The sequence below is a fragment of the Streptomyces sp. SDr-06 genome, assembly GCF_003324565.1.
Lineage (GTDB): Bacteria > Actinomycetota > Actinomycetes > Streptomycetales > Streptomycetaceae > Streptomyces.
In genome coordinates this window covers 96,607-123,270 of the sequence record NZ_QOLA01000006.1, presented here as the reverse complement: position 1 = coordinate 123,270, position 26,664 = coordinate 96,607, and the positions used below count along the sequence as shown (strand labels likewise).

Genomic DNA, 26,664 nt, shown 5'->3' with positions numbered 1-26,664 from the left:
CCGGGTGCGGCTTATGCCGCCCGGTTCCATGGCGTTGCTGCGGCGTGACGACAAAGGGAAGGCGGAGACGGACGGCCGCTGGCAGGATGTCCGGGCTTTCATGTCCCGGCTTCCAACGCCCCTGAGGAAAGGACCGCACCACGTGGTTCGTGCCGTCACATTGATCCGTTCCGCCTCCCTGTCCGACGTCGCCGAGTACGCGTACGCCGCCACGGCGCCGGCCGAGTCACGCCTGATCTTCCTCGCGGGGGCATGCCCGCTGAACGAAGACGGTTCCACCGCAGAGATCGGTGACTACGCAGGTCAAGCAGCGAAAGCGATCGAGAACATGCGGGTTGCTCTCGCTGCCTCGGGGGCGTCGCTCCAGGACGTCATCAGTACCCGAGTCCTCGTCGCGTCGGACCGACGGGAGGACTTGGTGACTGCCTGGCAGGTGGTCCGGGACGCGTTCGCCGACCACGACGTCCCCAGTACCTTGCTGGGCGTCACCGTGCTCGGCTACCAGGACCAGCTCGTCGAGATCGAGGCCGTCGCCGCCGTACTCGACTCGTGAGTTCGTCTTCTTGGGTCTCCTCGTCGGCATTCAGTGGAGGGAGCGGCGTCCGCATCCGCATGGAGTGTCCGTTGTCACCCTGGCGAGGGCTCGGGTTTCTGAGCCTCGGGCTGCGCTCTCCCCGAGGTGCGTGGCGCGGGCTCCCGGCCCGGCCGGGTCATCGGATCACGGCGGTGCCAGGCCTATGGGCACTTCCCCGAGGAGAGTCTGCATCCGACGATCATTTCGACCCCGCCGTCCACGAGGTTCAGAGCGCGCTGGGCGAGCCAGAGGTCGTGGCGAGCGCTGGGCGGGCGAAGCAGCGAGCGCTGCAGGACCGCTTCGGCACGCGTCAGTCGTTTGCGGACAGCGGTGACCGATAGGGACAGGCCAGCGGCTGTGGCTTCAACGTCGGCGTCGTGCTGGAGCCACGCTGCGAGTGTCTTGGCCAATTCGGATTGCTGGCTGTCCGTGGCGAGTGGCTGGAACTGTATGCGGGCCCACTGGGTTACGGCGGGCTGCGCGAGTAGGGCGTCGAGGTCGGGTACTGCGCTGTCCTTGTGCGCTACGGGTCGTGGTGGGGTGTCAGTTGTGTTGCCGGAGGTAAGAACCCGCAACGCGAGTGCGAGGGCGGACTGGTCGCCGAGCCGGCCCAGATCGAGGCCGAGTTGGGTGGCGATGTGCTTGAGGCGCGAGGACAAGGTGTTGCGGTGGATCTTGAGGTGGTTGGTCGCCTTGGAGGAGAAGCTGAGCCACGAGGACGCCGTGGCCAGTAGTTCCGCGCTGCCGGGGTCCTGGGAACGTCTGGGGCTGTGTCTGCGCAGCGGGGCAAGGAAGTGCTCGGTCCAGGAATACGCATCGGGACCGATGGCGAGTGCCAGGTCCGGGCTTGAGGCAAACGTTGCACGGCGGTCTGTGCGGTGGCGGGCCGCAGCCAGCGCATGAAAGGCCTGGGCGTACCCAGTGGCCGTGTCCAGCAGCGGGACGGGATCGCTCATCCCGACCCAGCAGGCATCCAATGTGGCCGCGACACACTCGGTGAAAGAGGAGGCAAGCGCGTCCCTGTAGCCCGCCGCGGGGGTGAGAACGATCAGATGGCCGTCGTACACCGGACAGAAGACGATCCATGTGTCGGGAGCGACGGACGTCAGGTGTGCTGCAACCTCACTCCGCCGAGCGGGCGCGGTTTCGACGACACCCACCTGGATGGATGCGGCAAGGCGTGAGTTGAGTGCTCCCGCTACCTGGTGAGCAGCCGGGACGTGACCGTTCATCAGTAGGTGGAGAACTACTTCGCGCGTACGGCTTGCGGCGGTTTCCAGCCGGGAGCGGAGCGATTCCGCATGCTCCGCCTTCCAGCAAAGACTTAGTGTTGACGCGGCGTCCGCGAGGAGGTGAGCCAGTCCGTCGGCGCCGTGCGGGGTCATTGCTGTGAGGACTGGCGCGCTCGGCTCCCCAGGTACCAAGGGATACAGGAAGATTGTGGTGCCGTCACTGTCGATGGCCATCGAACCCGCCCTGCGCTGGGTGAGTTCGCGCAGGCCGTGAACGACTGCGTCCCAGACCACTGAGTCGACTGCCTCAAGTCGCCGCTGTCCCGTTGACAGAACCGCCCCGGCAGCGCTGGCCAACAACACGTCGGCTCGACTGCGGACGGCGAGCCAGGCGAGCACTGCCTGTGACCCGCCCTTGCGGGCAGCGCGCTGCATCGCCAGCACGTCCTCGGCTCTGCGTCCGCGCCCTTCGGCGCTCCCTGGCCAGGTGGCGACTGCGCCGAGGCCTCCCATTTCATCGGTCACCTTGGACCCCCTCCAAGACGAAAGTGGGAGCCTGCCGCGATCCCGCGCCGCGGAGGGTGCTTCGTCCCTGTGGACTCCCGAACATGTACCAAGCCAGCGTACCGAGGTGAGTGCACGAAGATCATCCGGCTCACTCCGTGCCCGCGAACCGCGGCGTGACGGCTTACTCTGCATGGCGTGCCCCGAGAAGCGAGAAGCGCCTCCTTCGCTGAGCAGCATTGCGCCCAAGACGTGGGGCGCCGCGCTGAGCACCGGGTCAGCGCACGATGACGATCGGCCATCGATGAAGCCAGCTTTCGAGGGGCGCGGTCGACTGACTGGCCCGGGGCGCTACGACGGGAAGGCCACTGCGGCAGATGTCCCATCTGCTGCAGCGGCCCTCTTGGTCCCTTCCCTCTGACCGGCTGCCTTCAGCTCCGGTAGTGGGGCGTCAAGGCGTTCAGGGTGTCGTGACCGTCAGTGCCACACCTGGTTGTTGCCGTTGTTTGCGGGCCCCGTGTAGGTGCTTGAGCCGTTGCTGTCGAGGTAGTAGCCCGCGACGTTCCCATCGCCACGGTGCTGAAGCTTCCAGCCGCTGCCCGTCCACTTCTCCTCCCACTGCTGCCACCAGTTGCCGTCCTGGCAACCTTCGAGGTACACCTGCGTGTTGTACGAGGTCAGACACATATTGGACTGGTGCCCGTTCACGTAGTCGTCGGGACGGAAGGTCCAGTGCTGGCCGTCCACCTTGACCGCGTGCCACTGCGACCAGCCGTGTGTGCTCCGGTCGCAGTCGCCCGGCGGGTCGAGCCTGTAATTGCCGAAGGCGTCGTTGCCCCAGTTCAGGCACTTGCCCGTAGCGTCGTTCTGCCAGCTGACGGTCTCCTCGCTTGCGGCAGAGGCAGACGTGGACAGCGCCAACGCGAGTGCGGGGGCGGCCACGCCAACCGCGACTATCCGACTCATGGCGTTCTTGAGCATGGAGGTGTCCTTTCCTTGGACGGTGAAGCAGGACCGCCTGCGTGGCGATCTGTGAACGAACGTAGGACGAGACCGGGCAGGTACGGGTGTCGAGTCGCACAGTGAAGGCCAGGTTCCGGTGCCGGAGCGCACAGCGGGCCGTGGAGCGCCCCGGACGAGCGAACAGGAAACCAGCGATCTTTCTTCGGGCCGCTCTGCACGCAGACGTGGGAGGGCGACATGGCAGGTCCAGTGCGGCGTGCTACGCAGCGAACGGGAATGCTGAACGGGGGAGTTGATCCTGCAGAGCTCACTCCACCGGCTGTGGAGTGAGCTCCTGAACTACGGCGCTGGTGACGTGTCCGGACAGGTGACAGGGGTCAGGACGTACTGGCAGCCGAGAGGGCCTTCACTGCGAATGTGCGCGTTTGCCCGGCTGATTCGTCGAGCGGTACGTGTCTGCCGTCCGGCGGGAAGAAGTCGACGATGCCGCTGTTGCCCCTGCCCGGCCTCGGTGAGCCGACCCATGGGGCCGTGATGCCCCCAGGCTGGTCTTCCGAGAGCCCGGGCTCAGTCCCGCCCCGTGCTCCTCTGGCCCGCTGCCCAGCGAGCGGTGAGTGTGTCCACGGCGGTGACGGCGCGCCGGGTGCGGGCGTCGTCCGTGCGCACCGTGTTGCTGAACTCGACGTGCAGGAAGGGGACATTCTCGGCCGCTGCCTTGCGTCCCTCCACGTTCTCGGTGCCTTCCAACGGGCAGGAGCGCGCCCACGCCCGGCACACCTCGAACCCCTCCCCTCGTAGGGCGTCCGCCAGGGTCTTGCCGTCGGCGCGGCCGGCCATGCCGGTCCCGGTGGAGGCGATGACATCGTGGTCGGGATCGGAGTCGTCGGCGAAGCCGTGGACCTGGATGCCGGGCAGGCCGCGCTGGGCGAGTTCGTCGCACACCGCCGCGAAGACCGTGTCGCGGCGGTGTGCGACATCGGCCGAGTTGCCCCGCCCCGCGTCTCGATGGGCGCCCGCGATGACGAGGACACCGCCGGGGGAGCCCAACAGGACGCGTGCGCCGAGCCGTTCAGTGCGGGCATCGGCTACCGGGTGCGGCGCCTGGACCGACCAGCGCACGGGTGCGGACAGATCGATGTAGACCCGGCCCCAGCCGCGGGGCGCGGGCACGGTTTCGCTGCGGTCGGACAGTTCCGCGTACGTCCGGCCCGTCTCGGCATCGACGAGTGTGCGCAGCTGATAGCCCACGCGGGAGAGGGTCTGGGCGGCCTCCTCACGCTTGCCGTCGAGTACGAGCCCCACGGACTCGGCCACGGTGCGCCGGTCGGTGGGGCTTGGTTCGCGATATCCGGAGTCTCCGCGGAAGGGCGCGGCGAACTCGACGATGCGCCGCTCCAGTTCACCTCGGGGCGGTCCGCTGGGGGAGGGGGTCGCGCGGGGCTGTGGGCGGTGCCTGTCCGCCTGGCCGTCCCGGCTCGTGCCGCTGCCCGAGCGGCCTTCGGTGAGGGCGAGGGCCGACGCGATCAGGGCGCCGAGCAGGACGAGCGCCGAGGCGATGGCGATCGTTTTTGTCTTCCTGTGCACAGTCATGGCCGCACCAAAGATACGGGGCGGGACGGGAAGGGAGGCGGGGGACCAAGAGGGGATGCGGTGTGCATCTACTGCTTATTTAGATATATGGGCGTAATTCGGACAATGCTTCCCTCTTGTGTCATCTGTCTGGGAGTTACAGGCAGACGACCCGCCCGGCCATGATTTGCCAAGGATTTGCGCAAAGATCTTTTCCAATATATTTTTCAGTGAATTTTGTCCGGAGGTAGGCAACTCTTTACCTATCTCGTGGTCGGGGATCTCGCGTCGCACGCTCGTGCGCCCCGGGGTGGGACGGCCGCCTCGGGTTGGCGCCCGAAGAAGCAGAAGAGGAGCGTCGCGTTGGCGGCTTCGGGATCGAGACGGCGGCACAAGGTCCGCCGCAGGTCGGACATGTCACTGATAGGTGGCATACGTCCGCCCATCGCTGTGTTGGCGACGCTGCTCCTGTCCCTCGCGGGCATCACCGCGCTGGTTCTCGGCAAACCCGAGAACGCCCTCGTTCCCGAGGCCGTCCGCAAGTCCCAGCAGTACGTCGCCGAGGACGGGGCCATCGCGCTGCGTGCCTCACTCGACGAATCGATCACTGATCTGACCCGCACCGCCACCCTCTTCAACCAGCAGCAACCTGCGCCCGCCGACGACGTCCTGGACAAGGTCGGCGACGTGTACCAGAAGTGGCGCGGCACCGCCGTCATGGAGATCGCCTCGGGCAAGCTCCTCGGTGCGCGCGGCGAGAACGTACCCCTCACCGCCATCGACCGAAGCCGCCTGGCCGACGAGGGCGGTCTCGCTCCGCGCCTGGTCCGCCTGGAGAACGGCCAGACCCGTCTGGTCACCCTGGCCCTGCTGTCCTGGGAGGGCCGGCCCCAACAGCTCCTGATCGCCTCCAGCAGTCTCAACTTCCCCGGCGTGAACCTCGGCGAAGGCCGCGCCATCGGCGTCGTGGACGGCGACGGGCGCGTCCTGAGCAGCCACGGCGCGCTCGGTGGCAAGGGCGCCAGGGAGCAATTGCGCACCTTCGCGGGCATCGCGGCCAAGAAGGGCAAGCAGAACGCGATCTCCGCCAAGGCGCCCGGCGCGGGCGGCTACACGGGCGTCAGCGGCCACCTGACCGGGGACACCGTCGCGGACAAGCGGACCGTCGGCGGCTACGCCACGCTCGCCGCGGGCGATCCCGGCCACGCCACCCCGGCCGGCACCCTCGGCCTCACCGTCGTCACCCAGGTCGGTGTCGCCGAGCACGCGTCCCGCCTCGCCCGCCCCGCCGTGGGCCTCGTGGCGGCGGGCGCCCTTCTCGTGATCGGCGCCCTCGCGATCATGCTGCTCCTGTCCACGGTGCAGCGCCCCTTGATCCGACTCTTCCTGGAGAGCCGCCGCCTCACCCGCGGCGACCTGGAGCGCCCCGTGTCCGTGCCGAGGTCCGGCGAGGCCGCGCGGATCGGTGCCGCTCTGGAGCGGCTGCGCGGCCAGCTGCGCGGAGCACCCGTCGATGCGCAGGATCCGCCCCGTCCCGTACGCCGCAGGAGGCCCGGCACCCGGGCACTGCTTGTCGTGTGCGCCCTGCTGCTGCTCGGGTGGGCCGCGCCGCTGATGCTCCTGCTCAACCGGGCCGAGGACGACGTCCGCGTGCCGACCCAGAGCGTCCATGACCAGAAGGCGCGCACCGCGACGCTCAGCGACCGGGTGCGCCGCGCCCTCAACGAGGGTCACGCCGACCTTGCCGCCGTCGCGTCCCTCATCGGCGACCGCACCTCCGCCCAGGACATGAACGCCGTCCTGGACCGCACCCTCAAGGATCACCAGCGGTACGAGTCGGTGTACGTCCTCGGCGCCGACGGCAAGATCCTCGCCCGGGCCGGGCACAGCCCCCACCACTCCGCGGGGGAGGCCCCTTCGGAGAACGCCTTCGAGGTGAGCGGCCACGGAGGCAAGAAGCCCGTCATCACCGCCACCGTCGCAGCGCCGGACCGCCAAGGTGCCGCAGTCGTCGGGGAGTTCCGCATCGAGTTCCTCAACGCTCTGCTCGGGCGCCAGGGACTCGGCGAGGTCCGCGTCGTCGACACCGAGGGCCGCGTCATCGGCGGCGACTCGGGATACCGCGCCTTCCAGAAACTGCCCTCCTCACTCCAGCCCCTGCTCGACCAGAAGGCCGAGCACGGCGAGGTGCGGCGCGACGGCGGGAACGTACGCGTCGTCGCCGCAGCGCCGTTCTCCGGCGGCGGGGTGGCGGACTCCCTGCGGTGGACGGTGGTCAGCTCCCAGCCGGCCTCCTGGCTCGCCATCCCCGAGTACAGCCTGCAGAACCGCACGGTCCTCGCCGGCATGCTCGGCCTCACCGCTGCCGCGGCCTGCCTCGGCTGGCTGCACATCGTCGTCGCCCGCCCGCTGCGCGCACTGGCCGACCAGGCCGAGAAGCTGGCCGACGGCGACCGCAAGACAGTGCTCTACCCGCGCCACCACGACGAGGTCGGGGCCGTGGCCCGCAGCCTGGAACTGATCCGACAGCGCCTCCAGGACCAGCAACGCCAACGCGACGGCGCCACCCGCACGCACGCCTCGGCCGGAAGGAACCAGTAACACCGTGCTTTTCCTCTACACCGTGCTCGTGGTGTGCGGAGCCGTCCTGCTGATCTCCGGAGTGATCGAACAGCGACGGCATTACGTCAACCTCGAACGCATCCCGACCCGCGTGCTCGTCAACGGCATCCGCGGCAAGAGCTCCATCACCCGCCTGTGCGCGGGCGCGCTGCGCGGCGGCGACCTCGTCACCGTCGCCAAGACCACCGGAACCGCCGCCCGGTTCATCCACCCGGATGCCACCGAGGAGCCGGTGTACCGCAAGTTCGGCATCGCCAACGTCGTCGAGCAGATCGGCATCGTGCGGCGCGCCAGCGCGTACCATCCGGACGCCCTCGTCATCGAGTGCATGGCCGTCATGCCCGCGCTCCAGGAGATCAACCAGTCCAAGCTGATCCGCTCGACGATCGGCGTCCTCTGCAACGTCCGCGAGGACCACCTCGCCGAGATGGGCCCCACCCTCGACGACGTGGCACGCTCGCTGTGCCGCTCGATGCCCGAGAACGGCATCTGTGTCACCGCAGAGAAGGACCGCTTCGCCATCCTCCAGGAAGAGGCCGAAGCACGGAACTGCCGCCTCGTCTACGCCGACCCGGAGATGGTCACCGACGAGGAATTGCGCGGCTTCAGCTGGTTCACCTTCAAGGAGAACGTGGCCATCGCGCTCGTCGTCGCCGGACTCCTCGGCGTCGACCGCGAGACCGCGCTGCGGGGCATGTACGACGCCCCGCCGGACCCCGGAGTCCTCTCCGTGGAGCGGTACGTGACCCACGAGGACAAGAAGCTCCGCTTCGCCAACGTCTTCGCGGCCAACGACCCCGAGTCGACGCTGATGAACATCAACCAGCTGCTCGACCTCGGCGCCATCCACCGCCCCCTGAACGTGGTCATCAACTGCCGACCCGACCGCGTCGAACGCAACGGCCAGATGGGCGAGATCATCCCCGACCTCGACCCCGACCAGGTCTTCGTCATCGGCCACCCGGCCAAATCCGCCATCGACGCGATCCCGGCCGCCTACCGCGACCGCGCTGTCGACCTCGGCGGAGACCGGCGCGACCCCGAGGAGTTCATGCGGGAGCTGCTCGGCCGGCTCGGGCCCGACTCCTCGCTCGTCGCCATCGGCAACATCCACGGCCAGGGCGAACTCCTTCTCGAACACCTCGCGCACCTCCCGCCGGACGAATCCGCCGAGCCCGCCGCTCCTGCCACACCCGAGCGCACGAGCCAGGACGCCGAGACGACAGCGCGGTACGCACCCCACCTCGACCCCTACCAGCCCTACCCCCAGGCGTACGAGGACCGCTACGCGCCGCACCACGCGCAGCGCGCGGGGGAGCAGCACCCGCACCCGCACCCCCAGCAGAACCCGGCGCACCCCGCGCACCCGGAACAGGCCCGCACCCGCGGCCTGTTCGAGCCGCGCGTACCTCCCGCCGATGATTCCCCGCAGTGGCACAACCCAGGAGAGCAGCACCGTTGATCCCCTCCGTCCTGACCCCCGAGATCGCCGCCATCGGCATCGCGATCGGGCTGCTCTTCTCCCTGGTCTGCTACCTGACGACCAACCTCTCACCCGGCGGCATGATCACCCCGGGCTGGCTCGCGCTGACCCTCGTCGAGGACCTGCAGCGTGCCGCGATGGTCGCCGGTGTCACCGTCCTCACCTACGCCGGCACGCTGTTGATGCAGAAGTTCGTGATCCTCTACGGCAAGCGGCTCTTCGCCGCCGTCGTCCTGCTCGGCGTCACCCTCCAGGCCACCGTCATGATCGTGCTCTCCCTGGAGTTCCCCCTCATGTACGCCAATCAGACCCTCGGCTTCATCGTGCCCGGCCTGATCGCCTACCAGCTGGTCCGCCAGCCCAAGGGACCCACCCTCCTCGCCACGGGATCGGTGACGCTCATGGCCTATGTCGTCCTCACCGCCGGAATCCTCCTCGGCGTCATGCCGTCCGCCTGACCCGGGATCGGAGCCGAAACAGACATGCCCCCCATGAAGAAGCGCACCACTGTGCACGCCCTGACCGTGCTGGCCCTGCTGGCGTCCAGCGCGTACCTCACCGTGGAACTGCGCAGCGAGGAGCGGGACTCGGCGCCCGGTGTCCAGACCGTCAAGGACCGTCCTGTCGGGGAGGGCGACGCCGGCAAGGACAGCGGCACACAGCGCTGGGAGCGCCTGAACAACCCCGCGCGCACCGTGCTGCGCGGCGACCAGGGCCAGATCCTCGCCACGTTCACCGACAAGGCGCGCACGGCGACCCTCAGGGGCCCCTCGCGCACCTTCGCCGAACCGGCGAACACAGCGGTCCGCGTCGTCTCGGAGGACTGGGTACGCCTGATGCCCCAGGCCTGGCGCCAAGGAGCCGAGAAGGAGGCGTGGTTCAAGACCTGGTTCAAGGAGGCCTCGAGCACCAAGGAGGACGACCTCTTCGCGACCGCCTTCCAGTACGCCACCGGAGCGCCGGTCAAGAAGGACGCCAAGGGCCTCGTGTACGCGGGCGACGCCAAATTCGGCCCGGTCAACCCGGACCTCACCAAGAACCGCGGCACGCCGCTGCTCGAACAGTCCGACTTCTTCCACTACTTGGGCATCCCCTACACCTTCCGCGACGGCACCACCAAGCAGCCGGAACCCGCCCGTGCCGGCGCCATGGACTGCTCGGGGTTCGTGCGCATGGTGTTCGGCTACCGGGCCCGCTATCCGCTGGCGTCCGACGACAACAAGGGCGACGGCCTGCCCCGCACGGCCAACGGCATGGCCCGCTCACGCCTCGGCGCGGACATCATCCCGTTGTCGGGCCCGGCGCCCTGGTACGAACGCCCCAAGAACATCGACGTGCTCCAGCCCGGTGACCTCCTCTTCTTCAAGATGGACCACCACACCGGCGAGCGCCTCGACCACGTAGCGCTCTATTTGGGACCGGACACCGAGGGCCACAAGACGTTCATCTCCAGCCGCAAGGAGGTCAACGGCCCGACGATCGGCGACAAGGGCGGGGTCTCCCGCATCGACGGAGGCGGGTTCTACGCACAGTTGCTGCGCAACGCGAAGCGGCTTTGACCCGGGGCCCCCGGGGCCCCCGGGTCCCCCTCCCGTCCGACGCGGCTTCGGCCGCACCAGGCCCACCCGGCACGGCCCGATCTGATCAGGGTGACGCCGACGCACGATGCAACGTGCCGGGAGTGGCGCCCTTGGCGACCCGTCCTGCTTGACCAGCAGTCGATCGGGCGCATGCTTGCCAGAATCTGCAGACTGGAAAGCGGTGGCGGAAAGGGCGTCTGTCTCAACACAGTTGGCTACGGTGGTCAGGTGGGCGCCTGGGTGGGGGGGCCGGTTCCTCCACCGTATGGTGGGCGAGCTCAGCGACTTGCACGTGCGTCTTCGTGGGGTCGACCCCGCGGGAGACCATCACGAACGCGTACTGAACTGCTTGATCGGAGCGGAGAGCGAGATGCGGGCCGTGGAGGAAACGTAGCCCTCGGGGCCGTGTTCCCTGTCCGGGCGGGCTCGTTGCCCTCCAGGAGGGGCAGGGCTTCGAAACCGCGAAGGCCGCTGGTTCCGTGCCTCGTCGGTCTCGGCCAACGGTTCCCGGAGCCGAAACGCCGAGACCGAACAGCCTGGGCCCGAAGGGATGTACTGACTTGAACGTCCACCACGATGAAGCCCGACTCACCGCGCACCTGTCGGACCTCGGCGTACAGAAGGGCGGGGTCCTCCTGGTGCACGCGTCCGTACGCGCCATCGGTGCGACAACGGGAGGCCCCGCGACGGTGGTACGGGCCCTGCGCGGCGCGCTCGGACCGGCCGGCACCCTGGCCGTGCCCACCTTCACCCCTGCGAACTCCGACACCTCGCCCCAGTATCTGGAACGAGTACGCGGCCTCGACGAGAAGGAGGTGGCCGAACTCAGAGCGGCCATGGCGCCGTTCGACCCTGAGGTGACCCCTTCCACTACCGGCTTGCTCAGCGAGACCGTGCGCCAGATGCCAGGCGCGATCCGCAGCGAACACCCGCAGACGTCCTTCGCCGCACTTGGAGAAGAAGCGGCGAAGATCATTGAGAATCATCATCTGGACTGCCACCTGGGCGAGGACTCGCCACTGGCTCGCCTGTACGACCTGCACGCCCAAGTGCTGCTCCTGGGAGTCGGCTTCAACGTCTGCACGACCTTCCACCTCGCGGAGTACCGGGTGCCGCACCCGGTCCGGCGCCCCTACAACTGCGTGGTCACGCTCGACGGACAACGGCAGTGGTGGACGTATGAGGATGTCGCCCTGGACGACGGAGACTTCGCCGCCCTGGGAGCGGATTTCGAGCGCGCATCGCCGGTCGGCACCGTACGCACCGGCCGAGTCTGCTCCGCCACCGCCCGCCTATTCAGCCTCCGCAAGGCCGCGAATTTTGCCCAGCACTGGCTCCCCGACCATCGGCCCACCAGCTGACACGCCCTCGACTCGCGACCTGCGCTCCCTCGCTCCGGCGGACTGAGGCGGCTGCTGAATATGGCCCGTTTTCCGTTTCCCGCCTGAGCGCATGCGGACCACCAGGATGCGCCTCCCGTTCCATGGGTTGTTGTCGAGGCACGGGCATCCGGGATGGCCATGGGCGTCCAACCCGCGTTGTGACAGGCCTCGTGTGGCTGCGGCATCTGGGCGAGCAGGGGAGCGGCGCCTGACGATCGCAGCGATGGCCGGAGTCAATCAGAGCGAACCAAGCAATGCCATGTGCATGTGCCTCGCCCCGGGGACGATGCAGCTGAAGGCCCGGCGCGGCTGTCGTACGGGAGGCAGTGTCCTGCACGCGGCCCCTCAGCATCGCCCGGAGCCGACCTCTGGTCATTAGGCTGGGCATGTCGCCTGGCTGGCGGGCGACAGTGGGAAGCAACGGCGCCTCAGGTATGCCGAGACAGTACGGCAACGATCGCCATGTACGTGACGGCGGCGGTGGCGACGAACCAGAAGTACGGATCGCCGCTTCGCCCGGATGCCAGTTCACCGGCGCGCGATGATGCTGCCCTCCAGCATCGTGCGGAAGGTTGCCGGATCCAAGGGGCCGAACGGGACGCCTTCCACAGCCCGTTGGTGGGTGGCCGTACGGAGGTGTGGAAGCGGTGGGTGGTGCATTCATCGACCCTTGACGGCCTCGGTCTCCCAGACCCGGGTGCACAGCAGGCGTCTCGGCTGTCGGCGGGGGCGGCGGGCTGATCCGCTTGTCGGGAATCGGATCGCCATGAACGGGGTTGGTGGGGGATGAGCCGTTACTGGAGGGGTCATGCGAGCAATTCAGGTGTACGAAGTGGGCGGTCCCGAGGTGCTGCAGGAGACCGAGGTGGACCAGCCGCGGCCGGGTCCGGGCGAGGCGATCGTGGAGGTCGCGGCATCCGGGGTCAACTTCGTCGACGTCTACCACCGGGAAGGCCGGTACAGCCTCCCGCTGCCCTTCACTCCGGGCGCTGAGGGCGCCGGCACGGTCGTCGAAGTTGGCCCCGGCGTCGCTGACGTCGCAGTCGGGGACCGGGTCGGTTGGGTGGAGATTCCCGGCACGTACGCCGAGCGAGCCGTCGTGGACTCCGCCCGGCTGGTGCCGCTGCCCGACGACATCGACTTCGAGACAGCCGCCGCCGTGCTCCTCCAAGGCATGACCGCGCACTATCTCATCAAGGACGCCTACCCGGTTCAAGGGGGCGACACGGTGCTCGTGCATGCGGCTGCTGGTGGCATGGGACTGCTGTTGACCCAGCTCATCACCCATCTCGGCGGCAGGGTGATCGGCACGACGTCGACCACGGCGAAGGCCGATCTGACGAGGCGTGCCGGGGCCGCTGAGGTGATCCTTTCCTCCGCAGTCGACGATCTCGCAGCCGAGGTGAGGCGGCTCAACGGCGGTCAAGGACTGCCGGTTGTCTTCGACGGCGTCGGCGCGCACACCTTCGATGCGAGCCTCGCCAGCCTGCGAACCCGCGGCCATCTCGTGCTCTTCGGCGCGGCAAGTGGTGCCGTGCCGCCGTTTGATCCGATGCGGCTCGCCCACGGCGGTTCTCTGACCCTGATCCGGCCCAGCCTCGGAGACTTCATCGCCGTTCGGTCCGAACTGCTCCGGCGGGCCGCCGATGTGTTCGAGTGGGTGCGCTCCAAGGCGCTTGAGGTCACCGTAACTCGCCGCTACGCATTGTCCGAAGCCGCCCAAGCCCACAGCGATCTGGAGGCTCGGCGCACCACCGGCAAGCTGCTCCTCGTACCCGATACGGCCGCTATTGGACGCCGCGAGGAGACGCAGAGCTGATCACGGGTGACGAGGTCGGGGATCTTGGAGGCTGAGGTGTCGCGAGTGTGCATGGAGTTTCGCGGGGCGCCGGGACGACCATCTGTCCGATCCTCGCGACGTGGTCGCTGACGGCGTTGAGCCGGGGTGATGCCCGCTTGAACCCGAGGCACTTCGGCGATGGGGCGGCGTTGATGGTGCTTGGGTCGTGGACGCACGCGCATGCGGATGCGCTTCCCGGCCATGGGTCCGATGTGCGGCCGACGCTTGACTTGGTCCATGAACACACACAACAGGCACAGCGACAGCAGCAGTTGGGTGCTCGGAGCCGCGACGGTGACCACCGGGCTCGCTGCCGGGTCGTTCTTCGTCTTCTCGTGTGCGGTGATGCCGGCGCTGGCTCGCAGCGGAGACCGTACGTACGTCGAGGTAATGCGGAACATCAACGACGTGATCCAGAACCCGGCCTTCTTCGCGATCTTTGTCGGCGCCCTGGTGCTGACCGCCGTCGCGGCCTGGCAGCAGCGCCGGGTGCCAGGGGTGAGGATCTGGGTGTACGCCGCGCTCGGGGCGTACACCCTGGCCTTCCTGCTCACCAGTGGGGTGAACGTGCCGCTCAACAACGGCCTTGCCCAGACCGCCGATCCGGCGAACGCACGAGCGGCGTTCGAGGGTCCATGGGTCGTCTGGAACGACGTGCGTGCCGCACTGTGCACCGTGTCGCTGGCATTTCTGGTGCGCGCCTGCCTCGCACGGCGGGGCTCGGCGAAGCCGTCGGAGTACGTGGCACCGGCGGCCGGGGCCAGCGCGATGCGGTAGGCGGACTTGACCATCCTCTCGGTGCCCCTCGGGGTGCTCCGCCACAGCTGTAGGCGTCGTGGCCATCGCTGTCTCCATGGGCGCGTGCTCAACGGTGCGGCCCGGAGTACACCTCTCGGACGCTCTTGGCAGGTAGAACAGTGTTCTGGGCCCCAATGCTGGGAAAAGGAAGGCGAGTTGTGGCCCTCATCGGAGTACGGGACAGATACCGGTGCTGGCGGGGAGTGTCTGGCGGAAGTCCCTACTTGCGCCGTCACCCCTTTGAGGCTCGTAAACTGCTGCTTTGGCTGGTGAAGAGGAGCAGGGCGTGATCGAGTTTGGCCACCGGGTGAGTGGAATCCGCGATGGCGTCGACAGTCCTGCGCTGCGTCGAAGGCTGGCCGGAGCGGATCTGTACGAGCTGACATTCGAGTTGTTCTGGGGGGGAACTCGTCTTCCGGGCGGGAGGTACCGACTTCAGTCGTTCAGGTCCCGTTCTCGACTTCGCCTACTGCCTCCACGGTGTCGGTTTGGACTTGGAGCGCCAGCCCAAGCGGCAGTATTCCGTGGCTGAGGGCGCCGGTGAGTTCCTGTTCACGCGGAACAGAGATTCTCTCCTCATTCGCGAAGAAAAAGGGCCCACGGGCTCCGTCTCGTACAAGGAGTTCCGGACCGCGACGGAGGCCTTCCTCCGTGCCGTTGTCGCGGACTTGTGCACGCTGTACCCGGATCTCAACAAGAATCGGGAGATCTCGAAACTCAAGCGCGGTTGAAGATTGGGTGAAATCGTTAGGCTGCTCCGGAGCGCTTCGCGGTCACCGCAGGTCACCGCTCAGGGAGGTCGCTAAGGCCGGGGAGGCGTATACGCGCGACCAGCGCCCGACCGGCAGGCCAGTGCACGGTCCGAGCGTCGCAAGCAGAGGCCGGACCAGCCGGCGCCTGTCGTCACCGGGAGCAGTCATGGGCCACACCAGGATCGGTCAGCAGGTACCGCCCCGGCTTCTCACGCACAACGCTCACGCCTATGGTGCGGCTTACCAGCAAGCTTTCGCGGATTTGGCAGCCGCGCACCGAGGCGAGCCGTTGTCACGGATCGTCCCCTTGCTGCGCCGGGCCGCCGACCAGGCGCTGCTCGGGTTCACCGCGGCAGATCTGCGCGAGCAGGCCGAGGCCATCAGTACTGGCCAGCTCTACGAACTGCGCATCACGCTGCGCGGATAGGCCTGCACTCGGCGTCGTGCGATGGCTCATGCCCGCTTTCGGGAGATGAACCACGCGACCGCACCCAGCGCGGCGCCGGAGGCGACGGCCAAGGGCAGTTGGAGGGAGGGGAGCTGCATGGTGTGTTCGTCGGACCTGCTGATGCTCCACATGAGCGCCACGAGGATATAGGTGGTCGCGGTGGCCAGGCCGACCGAGAAGGCCCACAGGGGCCGGGTGGCGATGACAGGCAGTCTGGAACTGATGCCTGCGGCCGCGGCACCAGCGGTTTCGATGGCGAAGACCAGCGTGTACTGACCCACTGACGTGCCAGGTGAGCTATAGCGGTCGGCGGTGCCGTCGAGAGTGAAGTGAGTGGCTACTTTGTCGGGGAACGAGTCCCGGAGCAGCAGGAACGCGATGAGGGTGGCCAACGCGCCGCAGGCGAAAGGCGCGGCCAGGGTCGCTATGCGGCGGGCAAGTCGGCGGGAGGCTGGTTGGGGCGCGGGCATGGAGAGGCACTCTTCCTGTGAATGGAACCGCTGGAATCGACGTGCGTAAAAGCATGTGCCGTAGCCACCGAAAACGCGAGCAACAGCGCGCGGTGGGCGGGCAGTCAATGCTTCCTGTGTCACTGTTCGCCGCAGGATTCGCGCCACTCGTCCACCCCATCGCGGACCTCGTCCAGGGCGGGATCGCGAGTTGCGCCCCCGGCGGGCCCGCGCGTCGGTGCCTTGGCTCGAAATCGATGGGGCTTGTTGAAATTCCCGACCCTTCACGGCCCCATTCCCCGCCCAGCGCCTGCACGCTCGCCGGCGGCCACGCACCAAATGGCTCGTGCGCGCCATTGCCCGGATGATGAGGTGGGACGGTGACCAATCATCATGATGCAGTGAAGCTGCGGCCGCTGACACTGTCATGGGTGCGTCGGCACCTGGAGGCCGGCGAGCAGATTGTCGGAGCCGAGGCGTTGCACGGTGGTGCCACCGCCGACATGCGGAGGCTGGCCATCGGCACGCGGGACGGAGGCATCCGGCACCTGGTGCTGCGCTCCTTCGTCGACCCAACCCGGCAGGGGCCGTCCGAGGACCTCCTGCACAGGGAGGCTGATGCGCTGTCCACGCTCACCAGCACCGGTGTGCCGGCTCCCGGGCTCGTCGCCGTCGATCCGACCGCCGCGCAGTGCGAGTACCCCTCGCTCCTGATGACCCACCTGCCGGGGCGGACGGTCCTCGACGAGGAGGGGTTGGAGACGCGCCTGCCCCTGCTGGCCCGTCAACTCGTGGCCGTCCACGCGGTGCGGCCTGCCGTCCGGCCCCGGGAGTACGTGGCGCTGACGACCGCCGACACGGTTGTGACCCCCGACGGCGCCGACGCCGCGGTCTGGGCCGCCGCGATCGACGTGATCCGCGAGCCCGCGCCGCGCTACGAAGGACGGTTCCTGCACCGGGACTTCCAGCCCGGCAACGTGCTGTTCGATGTGCCGCACGAGGATCCGGCTGGTGACGCCGGTGCCCGGATCTCCGGCGTCGTCGACTGGGCTGCGGCCTCCTGGGGCCCGGCGGACCTCGACGTGGCGCACTGCTCGACCAATCTCGCGCTGCTGCACGGCCCGGTGTGGGGCCTGCGCTTCACCGAGGCGTACCAGGAAGCCGGCGGGATGCTGGCCGCGGACGCGGACGAGCGGTTGTACTGGCAGGTGCGCGAGCCACTGGCCTTCTCGGAGGAAGTGCAGTGGGTGGCGAAGCCGTGGCGAGAGGCAGGCCGCAGCGAGCTGACGACACAAGCCATGGAGGAGCGGCTGGATGCCTACGTCACCTGCCTGATGGACCTGCTGGGGTGAGCCGAGCCGGTCCGGGGCGCCGCCCCCCCCACTTCGCCCAGCCCAGGCAGATCTACGCTGACATGGACAAAACCCTGGTCCACTACGGCGCCACCCGCAGCCACATCGTCTCGCAGACCCTGTACGTGGTGAACCTGCGCTGCTCACTCTGGCGCAGGGCCCGGCACCCTGCCGCAGCAGAGGTGGCAGCGCGCTTCACACCAGTTTCACGCGAGGCCCCCATGGTCCTGAGGCCACAGCGCAGGGCCGCAAAGGGGACGGGCGCGCGTCGTCCTTCATCCCGGGCGGCGCACGCGCCCCCAGTGACCCTGCGCGCCTTTGATCGCTGTCACTGTGGGTCGTAGATTCATGACCGAGAGTGCACCTTCCGTCACGTCGGTCCCGAAAGGGAAGCCCATGGACCTCCAGCACAAAGGCCTGCGTCCCACCCGTCGCATCCTCCGCATCGTCATGACCACTGCGGTCCTGGCGGGCACCGCGCTCGCCATTACCGGCGCCGGCGCCGAAACTTCGCCCGCGCATCCGGCGCACGCCGCTCGGCCCACTTTCGACTGCGTGGCGATCGGCAGCACGGCTCAGCACGGCAACACCATCAGCGGCACCGCCGGGATCATTGCCCCGTGCAGTGGCGGGGCGACCGTGGTGATCCAGCGCTCGCGCTGGTACGGCTGGGAAGACATGGCCACCAAGAACATCTCCGGCCAGGGCTGGATCAACATCTCCTACAACTGCGCGGGCACCGGAGTCCACGACTTCCGTACCTACATCAACGCCCAGCGGGCCGACGGCAGTTACGAGTTTCATGAGTCGAACCACATCAACGCCAACTGCGGCGGCTGACACGGCGGGCGGCGGGCGCTGGACCTCATGCTCCGCCCTGTCTCGTGGCGCGCCGATCCGGCTCCGCCGTGACCCGCGAGCGCAGCCGCATGACGACGGACGGGTCATGGAGGGGAGGATCCGGCGGGAGATCATCCGGCTGCCCGAAGCGGTGTCGGGCCCGCGGGCTCCGCGCTCTCGCCCGCGGGAAGCGTCCGGATCCTGGGCGGGCCGCCCTGAACCCTGCTTGGTGCAGTTGGGGACTTCATCCCGGCCTCAACACCGCACCGGTATCGCCAGTAGGCAGATCGGTGCCGCGCTCGACACCGTGCCGACGAGCGGTCGCGGAAAGAGCGCGCTGCAATCGAACAAGGCCGTCACAGGCTGCGGGGGCTGTTCATTAGAGTGGCCCGCATGGACATGCGGAGGATCGTCGCTGTGCTGGCCGAGGAAGCGGAACAGCTGATCCGGGAACAGGTGTGGAAAGTGGCGCCGGGGGAGTGCGTACTCGCTCGGACAGCCGAGTCCGGCCTGCGGGACGCGGTCGGGCCACCGGACGTCCAGGGGGCGTTGGCACAGATCGAACGGCTTGAGCACCTGAGGGAAACGCTCGCCGTCCTGGCGATCTCTCTCGCGCGTACGCACGGTCGCCTGGCCTGGTTTCTCTCCGGCGCCCTGAATGCGCTGGAGCCGGTCCTGCGTTGGCGGGCTCTGCCCGCGGACAGTGGCGGCACTTTCGGCACCGTCGTGGCAAGTCCTGAGGAATACACGGAGGCGGAGGACGCCGTCCGGCGGCTCCAGGATGTTCTCGCGCAGATCAGCGGGGCCAGTCAGAAGAGCGACCCTCAGAGCTGATCCGCTCCGGGGCCGAGCGGCGTCCTCGGCCAGGCGCGTCCGAGCCATGACGGCGGTTGAAACGGCCTCGTTTGCACGGTCGAAATCAACTTGCCGCCCGCTCTGAAGGGCGGGCAAGGTCTGGATCATGCTTGAACTACGCACTGTGGAAGCAGACGACTGGCGCCTTTGGCGGGAGTTGCGACTGGCCGCGCTCTCTGAGGCGCCCTATGCGTTCGGATCGACCCTGGCCCAGTGGCAGGGTTCCGGTGACCGAGAGGAACGCTGGCGTGCCCGTCTGTCGATTCCTGGCGCGCACGATCTCGTCGTGCTCCTTGACGGCCGCCCCGTCGGCATGGCCAGCGGAGTGCCGGACGAGGAAGCAGCGACAGCGGAGTTGATCTCGATGTGGGTCAGCCCCACGGCGCGGGGCAAGGGCGTCGGCGACTACCTGATCCAGGCGGTCGAGCGGTGGGCGGTGGACCGCGGTGCCACGACGCTGCGGTTGTCCGTCATGCCGGACAACCACAAGGCGACCGCGCTCTACGAGCGGCACGGTTTCACGGACACGGGTGAGCCCGGCGATCTTCTGGTCGATGGCATGGGCAGGGAGCGGGTCATGGCGAAGAGCCTGGCCGCTGTCTGATCTCCACATCCGGGCCCGCCGGGGCCCCACCCCGGCGGACTGATGCGGCGAGGCGGCGTTCGGCCCGGCGAACGCCCTCGAAGGTGCTCTCCGCAGGGTGTCCAGTCCATTCGTCACATGACGATCGTGGACGTGTCGCGCGTGTCCTCCCCAGGCGATGAGTAGTGCTAACCCCCTTCACGGTGGGCGGGCTTGCTGGATGGGCCGCCGCTGCCGTGTGCAGCACGATCGAGGAGGAGTGACCGGCCGGGGCTTCCGGACGGGCTCCTTCATGATCAGGGGGCGGTATGCGGGCCTGGTGGGCTATGTGCCTGATCGCGGCGCTGGCAGCTGTAGCGACGGTATGCGGGTCGGCAATGGCGCGCCCTGCCCGGGCGGGGCAGGACATCGAACAGAGTGAGGTGGAGTTCCGCAGCGGGGACGTCACCCTGCACGGCACGGTCACAGCACCCGCCGGGACGGCGCGGCAGCGGCGGCCCGGGATCGTGCTGGTGCATGGTTCGGGTCCGGAGACCAGGGCGAAGTACCGGGCCGAGGCGGAGGCCATGACGCGGGCCGGGTTCGTGGTCCTCAGCTACGACAAGCGGACCGCGGGATACTCACTGACACAGCGGTCCTATGCCCAACTCGCTGACGATGCCCTGGCGGGGGTCCGGGTGTTGCACACGCGCGCCGATGTGGATCCCGGCAAGGTCGGGCTCTGGGGGTTCAGCGAGGGCGGCTGGGTCGCTCCGCTCGCGGCCTCGCGCTCGGCACAGGTCTCGTACGTGGTCCTGGTCGGCGCGTCCGGGGTGTCTCCGGCCCGGCAATCGGCATGGTCCGCCGAGAACAGACTTCGGCACGAAGGTGTCTCAGGATCGCTGCTGCGAACGGTGTCCGCCACCGGCACGCGGTTCCTCTCAGACGCCGGCCTGCTCGCCGAAGCGGACTACGACCCGTTGCCGGCACTGCGCCGCCTTCGCCAGCCGGTTCTCGCCCTGTGGGGTGATGACCAGCAGTCGCCCCCGGCGGAGAGTGCTGTGATGATCGAGAACGCGCTGAGGAGCGGCGGCGACACCGATGTGACCGTCCGCTTCTTCCCGCACGCCGACCACAAACTGCACGCCTCGACCGACGGGTTCCAGCGCGGTGAGCAACTGGTGCCCGGCTACGTCGACACCATGGCGTCCTGGGTCGCGGGACACGGACACGGGACCGACGATGCCTTGCCGCACCAGGCAAGGCAGAGCCATGCGCCGGCCTCTCTGCCTGCGTACGGGACATGCGCGGTGCAGAGCGCGGCATTCGTCCTCATGGTCGTCTCGTTCGCCGCGTATCTGGTGGGGGACCTGGTACGCCGCCTGCGCGGCCGCCCTGGTGCCCTCGGGGCCGGCCGGGCACCACGCTGGCTGGCCGCGACGGGACTTGCCACCCTGCTCGGTTTCCTGGGCTACTTCGGCTTCGTGGCGATGACGCTGAACGCCGGCCCGATGCTCGGCAACCGTCCGGTGTTCTGGCTCGGCCTGCACCTTCTGACAGCCGGGACAGCACTGATGGCCGTGGCCACAGCGGTGGGCTGGTGGCGAGCCAGGGCTTCCGTGTCACGCCGGACCATCGTCCGACTCGGGCTCCTCGGCCTGACCAGCGCGCTGTTCATTCCTTGGGCCATGTTCTGGGGCCTGGCGACGCTGTAGTGGAAGTACGTGCATGATGCGTGTGCGCTGTCCAAATTGAACAGTGATCGCATCGGGGCCGCCTTGGCCCGGAAAAACCGGAGGCCGCCCCCTCGTCCTCGAGGAAACTGCCTCCGGTTTGCGTAAAGCACTGGTCGGGACGACAGGATTTGAACCTGCGACCCCTTGACCCCCAGTCAAGTGCGCTACCAAGCTGCGCCACGTCCCGATGCCCGCTTGACCCGGTGCTCCCACCGGCCATTCGTGCGTGAGAACCATATCAGGGGGACCACGTACTCAGCCGATCGAAGCGGATGGCCGCAATCCAGCCGACGTGGGCGGGCCCTGCACGTCAAGGGGCACCTCGCGGGGCGTCACGTCTGGCTGGTGCATGGTCAGAACAGTGCGAGGCCCTCGCCGTTGGTGTCCGCGATGACGGGCCTCGGCTGCTCGGGGAGGCCGTCCACGCGGTCGGGGCCGGCCGCGGCGGCCACGGCAGGAGCTGTCTCGGCCAGCCAGGTGCGGAACCGTTCGGCGGCTTCGCGGTAGGGGACTTCTGCCAGAACACGATGCTCACCGGAGGGGCAGAAGTCGACGGCGACCGTGAGAAGGCAGGAGTGGGGTGCGTTGTGGCTGCCCGTCCAGTACACGCGGAGCGTGCCGCAGGGCTTGCGCCCGCCAGCGGCGCGGTGGGTCGGGCGCAGTGATCGGCAGGCGGTGTGGGCGGTCCATGCGGCCAGGTGCGGCAACGGGAGGGTGGTGCGGGCACGGCACCCGGGGCAGCGGTGCCAGTGGCGAAGCCAGGCGTCGGTGTCGGCGCCGAAGAGGCGGCTGTAGCGGCCGGCCACGCGGATGTCGTTGCTGTACAGGTGGTCGGGGCGTTCCTGCGTGTTGCAGGACTGGCAGAGAGGGGCGCGGGCGTAGCCGTGCTCGTGGCAGTGGTCGAGGACACTTGCGGCCGCGCTGCCACAGACGGCGCACAACCACGTGGCCACCTGGCGGGAGAAACCCGGTTTCCTGCTGAGCGCCGAGTAGAGCTGGCCTGACAGTTCCCCGTGGTACGGGCGCAGTGCGGTGGCGGGGCGCTCGGGGCTCGTCGCCTGCCTGGGGTGGGGAAACGGCTCGGTGCCGGCCCCGCGGCGGGTCCGTGCGGCGTGCACCCACTGCGTTTCGGCGTGCTCGGCGGCGTCCAACAGCCTGACCACAGCGCGCGGCAGCCACCAGGACCGCTGTGTTCCGCCGCGAGCCTGCTCCACGAGCAGCCGTCGCCAGTCGATCCCCGCCAGATGGCACGGCCCGTCGAACTCGTGGTGTGCTGCCCGCTCGGGGGCGCCGAATTCGTGCATCACCCCCGCGATGCGCCGCCGCCAGCGCAAGGCAGTTTCCTCGTCGCGCTCCTGCCGCGGTACTCCCCGAAACGGGCCGACGCGGACCAGGTCCTGCCGATCCATTGCAACCGCGTTCAGTGCCGCGGCCGCCCGACGCACCTCAGCCTCCGCAACGCTCCACTGACCGTCGCTCGTCCGCGCCGTCGCCACCAGGTGGCCACCGAGCAGTACGTACCCGGCCTCGGCACTGGAAGGAGAGCGGGTGAATGCCCCAGAAGCTGTCGGCACCATGCTGTCGGCCGTCACATCGGCCCACAGAGCATCCGCGACACCCAGGGTGATCAGGCCGTGCGTGCGACCGGGCGTGACGCGCTCAGACATACCGACAGGCTAGCGGCCCGCAGGGCGGCGACGGGTCGGCAGGCACGACCCGGCGGCAGCACGGCTGGCTGTCTCCCCCCGACGCGAACTCCTTCGATTCGAGCGCGATGGGACCGGCACATCCTGCCCCCCCCACGCGTGCCGCCAGCGGAACGGAATACGGGCAGGACCAGCCGCTCCCTCGCCTCCATCTGCGGGTCTGACGGATGTGCGGGGGCATGCTCCGTGAGCCGAGTGGAAGGAAAGAGCTGGCCACAGGCCCTCCCCGTAGGCCCGACCGAGACCGCGACGGCGAAACTTTGGTGCGCGGAACCGACGGAACCGGGTAACGTCTCGGTCATGTTCTTCCAGACGCCGATTTACGAGTGAGCGTGTGACGGGCTCCTGCTGACGTCCTTCGACGTCGCCGCGCCCGTCCCCCACCGCTGAATCCGAAGACCACTTCACCTCATTCCGGGAGAACCCGTGAGCAAGAACATCAACAACCCCGTGGGCATGGGCGGCGGCCAGCGCAAGAAGCTGTCCCGCGCCGAACGGCAGAACAACGGCCCGCACCGCAACCTTGACCGCCAGGGTGCCGCCGACCAGAAGGCGGAGCTGGTGCGCAAGATGCGCGAGAAGACGGGCGCTGCCGAGAGCGCCGAGCAGTCGGGCGACGACACCGCCCAGAGCTGACGCACCGCCGCCACGGGCGGCGCCGCATGGGGCAGGGCCCGGACCGCGACGCGCGGTCCGGGCCCTGCCGCCGTACCGTCGCGCCACCGGTGAACGCGCGGACAGCGCTCGTGAATTGCTCGCATCGTGCAGGCTCACCGATGTGGGCGCTTGCGGCGTCGTGATTCCCTTGCCCGTGTCGATGCCCTGGCTGGCAGCTGGGACGGCGGCGGATGTCATGACGTCCTGGGCGTGCAGTACGCCGCTCGGTTGTGCCGTCTCCCGCTGGCGCCACTGCGCCCCCCGCTCCGATCCGCGCCCAAAGTAGGGTGGGAACCCGTGTCGCGGACTCGTGCCAGGCGCAGGGAGGCGGAATGCTTGCTCACCCGTCGGTGCTGGCTGCCGGCAGGCGTCATTCGGTCGGGCGACGCTGGAATGGAACCGTTCTCGCCGTGGGTAACAGCGCTGCCGCTGAATGTCGTGTCGAGGGATGGGAAGACGTCGTCGCGGTGGCAGCCGGCAATGTCCATACCGCGACAAACACCGGCAGGTCTCATACGGTGGGGCTCCAGCCGGACGGCACGGTGCTGGCAACGGGGTGGAACGGCGACGGGCAATGCGATGTCGCGGGATGGCGAGGAGTCACGGCCGTGGCCGCAGGCTGGCGCCGTACGCTCGGGCTGCTCACGAACGGCCTCGTGCTGGCAGTTGGCCGGAGCTCACAAGGGCAGAGCGACGTGCGGTCCTGGCGCGAGATGGTCGACCTCTCGTGCGGTGACTGGCACTCGGTCGGCGTCCGGTCGGACGGTTCCGCACTGGCCGCAGGGAACAACCGGCGAGGCCAGTGTGCCGTGGAAGGGTGGTTTGACCTGACCGCCATTTCGGCCGGGTATCTCCACACGGTCGGCCTCAGAAGCGACGGGCGCGCAGTGGCGACTGGAGACCGGGTAAGCGGGGCGTGCGAGGTTGATGAGTGGGAAGAGGTTGTGGCGCTCGGCGCGGGCAGCTATCACACCGTCGGGACGACTGCCTCCGGACGGGTCCTTGCGACGGGAGACAACAGCTACGGGCAGTGCGAAGTGGGGGATTGGCGCGACATGGTGGCCGTGGCGGCCGGTTCGACCCACACCCTTGGCCTGCGTGCCGACGGCACAGTCGTGGCCGCAGGGAACAATGCGGACGGGCAGTGCGCCGTCGATGCGTGGTCCGGAGTCCGGCTTCCCTAGCCCCTGGCCCGTGCCAACGTGAGCTGGAATGTCGTCACGTCCGGGCGGCAGAAGCCTCCTGCTCTCGGCCCTCGGGCCAGCAGCGGTCGAGGGCGCTGGATGACCGCCCAGGTCCGGCCGACCGGATCCATGATCGCGGCGGACACGGGCGGTCCTGGCGCGATGAGTGGATCGACCACGCCTGGGCGTTCTGAGCGCGATCGCCAACGGGGCCATCGCGGTATCGCGATGGCCCCGCGGGGCGGGATGGCAGCGGCCGCTACGGGTGGAAGCTGATCTCCGGGTTCTCGGGGGTCGGACCGTTGAGGATCGGCTGGTCGATCCCTTTGAGGTGCAGATCGAAGAAGGCCCTCACGTACGTGTCGGTGAGATGGATCCCGCGCTCGGCGCTGATCGTGGTGCCAGGGGGCTCGGGAAGGCCGAGCTTCTCGAAGAAGAGGGGGTTGTCGGTGAAGGTGCCGTGGTTGGAACCCGCGACGGTCAGCCAGCGCTTCCAGCCGTCGAGGTTGGCCCAGGCCTTCGTCCAGGTGGGATCCTCCTGCTGGTCGCCCAACGGGTGACCGATCATCAGGAACGGCTTGCCTTTGAGTCCGGTGGCGGGCACCGGGAAGTCCATGGTGCCGTCCAGGTTCACGCCGGCCCGAAGGCGCTGGTCGGTGAGGAGTGATGGGACTGTCGCGGCGCCGCCGGCCGAGTGCCCTGCCATGCCGATCCGCTCGCGATCGATCATGCGGGCGTAGCGCCAGGCCGGATGCCGGTGGGTGGTCAACTGGTCGATGACGAAGGAGACGTCCTTCGCGCGGCTCTCGTTGAGCGCCGCCCATTGCTCCTCGGTCGTCAACTTGCCGCAGATCACGCAGGGGAGTGTCCGGCCGTCGGGGAAGGTCGTTCCGGTGTTCTCGTAGGTGTGATCGACGAGTGCGACGACGTACCCGTGGCTGGTCAGATCCTCGGCGAGGCTGGTCAGTTCGGTGCGCGGCATGGTGAAGCCGGGGGAGAGCACGACCAGCGGATACCGGCCGGGTTTCGGGCGGGCGTGGGACTCGGACCAGGTCCGGGTGCCGGTGACGACTTCAGTGGGAATGGTGTTGCCTGGCAACTTCGTGTCCAGCATGAGTCTGGCGGCCTGGGGAGTCATGTACGGAGCGGGGCCGCCCGTCCCCGCCTTGGCGGGGTAGTACATCGACACCATCAGCTGGCGCGGGCCCGCGGACGGGACCCACGGGTCGGGTCGGCTCTGGTCGACGAGGTGCAGGAACTCCCGGCCGGGTGTGTACGGTCCAGTCGGGCGCGGGAGATCGACATGTACGCCCGCGGGCGCGGCGGGCGAGGTGGCTGTGAAGGGAACGGCAGGGGCGGCGAGCGCGGGAGCGGTGGCGGCGACGGACAACGGCACGGCGAGCAGAAGCGCCGCTGTGGTGGCAGTGCGACGAATACCGGTCATAGGGACGACCGTAGGCTGGCCGCACGGTAGTTGACCTCCCCTCAGCGATGTAGGGGATTCACCTGAGGCTCGGCGAGAATCGGGGGAGGCCCCCTTAAGGGGTTGCAAGAATCAACACATTGCTCCTCCGCT

Annotated in this window: 23 protein-coding genes and 1 tRNA gene; 17 read left to right on the top strand and 7 right to left on the bottom strand. The window is 68.6% G+C overall.

Annotated features, from left to right (window positions below; all coding sequences use genetic code 11):
* Positions 1-142 precede the first annotated feature (142 nt).
* Positions 143-553: a RidA family protein gene (locus DT019_RS15460; protein ID WP_114037592.1), complete on the top strand. Its 411-nt coding sequence runs from the start codon at positions 143-145 to the stop codon at positions 551-553.
* 182 nt (positions 554-735) lie between these two features.
* Here DT019_RS15460 and DT019_RS15455 read toward each other — a convergent pair whose 3' ends face one another.
* The 3 genes from DT019_RS15455 to DT019_RS15445 form a co-directional block, all read right to left on the bottom strand.
* Complete coding sequence (locus DT019_RS15455; protein ID WP_223279555.1) at positions 736-2,331, bottom strand: helix-turn-helix domain-containing protein; 1,596 nt, start codon at positions 2,329-2,331, stop codon at positions 736-738.
* A gap of 456 nt (positions 2,332-2,787) precedes the next feature.
* A complete protein-coding gene (locus DT019_RS15450; protein ID WP_114037369.1) occupies positions 2,788-3,291 on the bottom strand; it encodes a hypothetical protein in 504 nt (167 codons plus the stop codon).
* Positions 3,292-3,840: 549 nt separating this feature from the next.
* Positions 3,841-4,863 carry a hypothetical protein gene (locus DT019_RS15445; protein WP_114037368.1) on the bottom strand — a complete coding sequence of 341 codons (1,023 nt, stop codon included), beginning with the start codon at positions 4,861-4,863 and terminating at the stop codon, positions 3,841-3,843.
* A 393-nt stretch (positions 4,864-5,256) separates the two neighbouring features.
* Here DT019_RS15445 and DT019_RS15440 point away from each other — a divergent pair, with 393 nt between their 5' ends.
* From DT019_RS15440 to DT019_RS39575, 9 genes are all read left to right on the top strand, one after another.
* The gene (locus DT019_RS15440) at positions 5,257-7,443 is read left to right on the top strand and encodes a HAMP domain-containing protein (RefSeq protein WP_114037367.1); all 2,187 of its coding nucleotides are present in this window, start codon (positions 5,257-5,259) and stop codon (positions 7,441-7,443) included.
* A gap of 4 nt (positions 7,444-7,447) precedes the next feature.
* A complete protein-coding gene (gene pgsB / locus DT019_RS15435; RefSeq protein WP_114037366.1) occupies positions 7,448-8,926 on the top strand; it encodes a poly-gamma-glutamate synthase PgsB in 1,479 nt (492 codons plus the stop codon).
* Positions 8,923-9,405, top strand: coding sequence for a poly-gamma-glutamate biosynthesis protein PgsC/CapC (locus DT019_RS15430; RefSeq protein WP_114037365.1), 483 nt, complete (start codon positions 8,923-8,925; stop codon positions 9,403-9,405). Before pgsB ends, DT019_RS15430 begins: the two co-directional genes overlap by 4 nt.
* A 24-nt stretch (positions 9,406-9,429) precedes the next feature.
* A complete protein-coding gene (locus DT019_RS15425; RefSeq protein ID WP_114037364.1) occupies positions 9,430-10,506 on the top strand; it encodes a C40 family peptidase in 1,077 nt (358 codons plus the stop codon).
* 581 nt (positions 10,507-11,087) lie between these two features.
* Positions 11,088-11,888, top strand: a complete 801-nt coding sequence (locus tag DT019_RS15420; protein ID WP_223279553.1) for an aminoglycoside N(3)-acetyltransferase — start codon at positions 11,088-11,090, stop codon at positions 11,886-11,888.
* 829 nt (positions 11,889-12,717) lie between these two features.
* A complete protein-coding gene (locus tag DT019_RS15415; protein ID WP_114037363.1) occupies positions 12,718-13,728 on the top strand; it encodes a quinone oxidoreductase family protein in 1,011 nt (336 codons plus the stop codon).
* Between the two features lie 258 nt (positions 13,729-13,986).
* A complete protein-coding gene (locus tag DT019_RS15410; RefSeq protein WP_223279552.1) occupies positions 13,987-14,526 on the top strand; it encodes a DUF1772 domain-containing protein in 540 nt (179 codons plus the stop codon).
* Between the two features lie 509 nt (positions 14,527-15,035).
* Positions 15,036-15,278 (top strand): hypothetical protein, encoded by a 243-nt coding sequence (locus tag DT019_RS15405; protein WP_114037361.1) that lies wholly within the window; start codon positions 15,036-15,038, stop codon positions 15,276-15,278.
* Between the two features lie 310 nt (positions 15,279-15,588).
* Positions 15,589-15,726: a hypothetical protein gene (locus DT019_RS39575; RefSeq protein WP_189389595.1), complete on the top strand. Its 138-nt coding sequence runs from the start codon at positions 15,589-15,591 to the stop codon at positions 15,724-15,726.
* A gap of 26 nt (positions 15,727-15,752) precedes the next feature.
* On the opposite strand, the gene DT019_RS39570 is transcribed toward DT019_RS39575, so the two are convergent.
* The gene (locus DT019_RS39570) at positions 15,753-16,139 is read right to left on the bottom strand and encodes a DUF1648 domain-containing protein (RefSeq protein WP_189389593.1); all 387 of its coding nucleotides are present in this window, start codon (positions 16,137-16,139) and stop codon (positions 15,753-15,755) included.
* A gap of 488 nt (positions 16,140-16,627) precedes the next feature.
* Here DT019_RS39570 and DT019_RS15390 point away from each other — a divergent pair, with 488 nt between their 5' ends.
* The 5 genes from DT019_RS15390 (at position 16,628) to DT019_RS15370 (ending at position 21,520) form a co-directional block, all read left to right on the top strand.
* Positions 16,628-17,548, top strand: coding sequence for a phosphotransferase family protein (locus DT019_RS15390; RefSeq protein WP_223279551.1), 921 nt, complete (start codon positions 16,628-16,630; stop codon positions 17,546-17,548).
* Between the two features lie 396 nt (positions 17,549-17,944).
* Entirely contained in the window at positions 17,945-18,388 is a 444-nt protein-coding gene (locus tag DT019_RS15385; RefSeq protein WP_114037358.1) for a hypothetical protein, read from the top strand.
* 393 nt (positions 18,389-18,781) lie between these two features.
* Positions 18,782-19,222: a hypothetical protein gene (locus tag DT019_RS15380; RefSeq protein WP_223279549.1), complete on the top strand. Its 441-nt coding sequence runs from the start codon at positions 18,782-18,784 to the stop codon at positions 19,220-19,222.
* 127 nt (positions 19,223-19,349) lie between these two features.
* Positions 19,350-19,847, top strand: coding sequence for a GNAT family N-acetyltransferase (locus tag DT019_RS15375; RefSeq protein ID WP_114037356.1), 498 nt, complete (start codon positions 19,350-19,352; stop codon positions 19,845-19,847).
* A 305-nt stretch (positions 19,848-20,152) separates the two neighbouring features.
* Positions 20,153-21,520: a serine aminopeptidase domain-containing protein gene (locus DT019_RS15370; protein WP_223279547.1), complete on the top strand. Its 1,368-nt coding sequence runs from the start codon at positions 20,153-20,155 to the stop codon at positions 21,518-21,520.
* A 131-nt stretch (positions 21,521-21,651) separates the two neighbouring features.
* Here DT019_RS15370 and DT019_RS15365 read toward each other — a convergent pair.
* Positions 21,652-21,728, bottom strand: a tRNA-Pro gene (locus DT019_RS15365).
* A gap of 166 nt (positions 21,729-21,894) precedes the next feature.
* Positions 21,895-23,208, bottom strand: coding sequence for an endonuclease domain-containing protein (locus tag DT019_RS15360; protein ID WP_114037355.1), 1,314 nt, complete (start codon positions 23,206-23,208; stop codon positions 21,895-21,897).
* Positions 23,209-23,673: 465 nt separating this feature from the next.
* On the opposite strand from DT019_RS15360, the gene DT019_RS15355 reads away from it, so the two are divergent.
* Together DT019_RS15355 and DT019_RS15350 are read left to right on the top strand one after the other, a co-directional pair.
* On the top strand, positions 23,674-23,883 hold the full coding sequence (locus tag DT019_RS15355) for a DUF6243 family protein (protein WP_114037354.1): 210 nt from the start codon (positions 23,674-23,676) through the stop codon (positions 23,881-23,883).
* A gap of 353 nt (positions 23,884-24,236) precedes the next feature.
* A complete protein-coding gene (locus DT019_RS15350; protein ID WP_114037353.1) occupies positions 24,237-25,088 on the top strand; it encodes an RCC1 domain-containing protein in 852 nt (283 codons plus the stop codon).
* 259 nt (positions 25,089-25,347) lie between these two features.
* Here DT019_RS15350 and DT019_RS15345 read toward each other — a convergent pair whose 3' ends face one another.
* A complete protein-coding gene (locus DT019_RS15345) occupies positions 25,348-26,532 on the bottom strand; it encodes an alpha/beta hydrolase family protein (protein WP_114037352.1) in 1,185 nt (394 codons plus the stop codon).
* Between the last annotated feature and the right edge of the window lie 132 nt (positions 26,533-26,664).

Coding starts and splice junctions, on each gene's coding strand:
- DT019_RS15415 (WP_114037363.1), top strand. CDS start 12,718: ATGCGAGCAATTCAGGTGTACGAAGTGGGCGGTCCCGAGGTGCTGCAG.
- DT019_RS15350 (WP_114037353.1), top strand. CDS start 24,237: ATGCTTGCTCACCCGTCGGTGCTGGCTGCCGGCAGGCGTCATTCGGTC.
- DT019_RS15410 (WP_223279552.1), top strand. CDS start 13,987: ATGAACACACACAACAGGCACAGCGACAGCAGCAGTTGGGTGCTCGGA.
- DT019_RS15380 (WP_223279549.1), top strand. CDS start 18,782: ATGGACATGCGGAGGATCGTCGCTGTGCTGGCCGAGGAAGCGGAACAG.
- DT019_RS15370 (WP_223279547.1), top strand. CDS start 20,153: ATGTGCCTGATCGCGGCGCTGGCAGCTGTAGCGACGGTATGCGGGTCG.
- DT019_RS15385 (WP_114037358.1), top strand. CDS start 17,945: ATGGACCTCCAGCACAAAGGCCTGCGTCCCACCCGTCGCATCCTCCGC.
- DT019_RS15440 (WP_114037367.1), top strand. CDS start 5,257: ATGTCACTGATAGGTGGCATACGTCCGCCCATCGCTGTGTTGGCGACG.
- DT019_RS15450 (WP_114037369.1), bottom strand. CDS start 3,291: ATGCTCAAGAACGCCATGAGTCGGATAGTCGCGGTTGGCGTGGCCGCC.
- DT019_RS15375 (WP_114037356.1), top strand. CDS start 19,350: ATGCTTGAACTACGCACTGTGGAAGCAGACGACTGGCGCCTTTGGCGG.
- DT019_RS15425 (WP_114037364.1), top strand. CDS start 9,430: ATGCCCCCCATGAAGAAGCGCACCACTGTGCACGCCCTGACCGTGCTG.
- DT019_RS15345 (WP_114037352.1), bottom strand. CDS start 26,532: ATGACCGGTATTCGTCGCACTGCCACCACAGCGGCGCTTCTGCTCGCC.
- DT019_RS15445 (WP_114037368.1), bottom strand. CDS start 4,863: ATGACTGTGCACAGGAAGACAAAAACGATCGCCATCGCCTCGGCGCTC.
- DT019_RS15360 (WP_114037355.1), bottom strand. CDS start 23,208: ATGTCTGAGCGCGTCACGCCCGGTCGCACGCACGGCCTGATCACCCTG.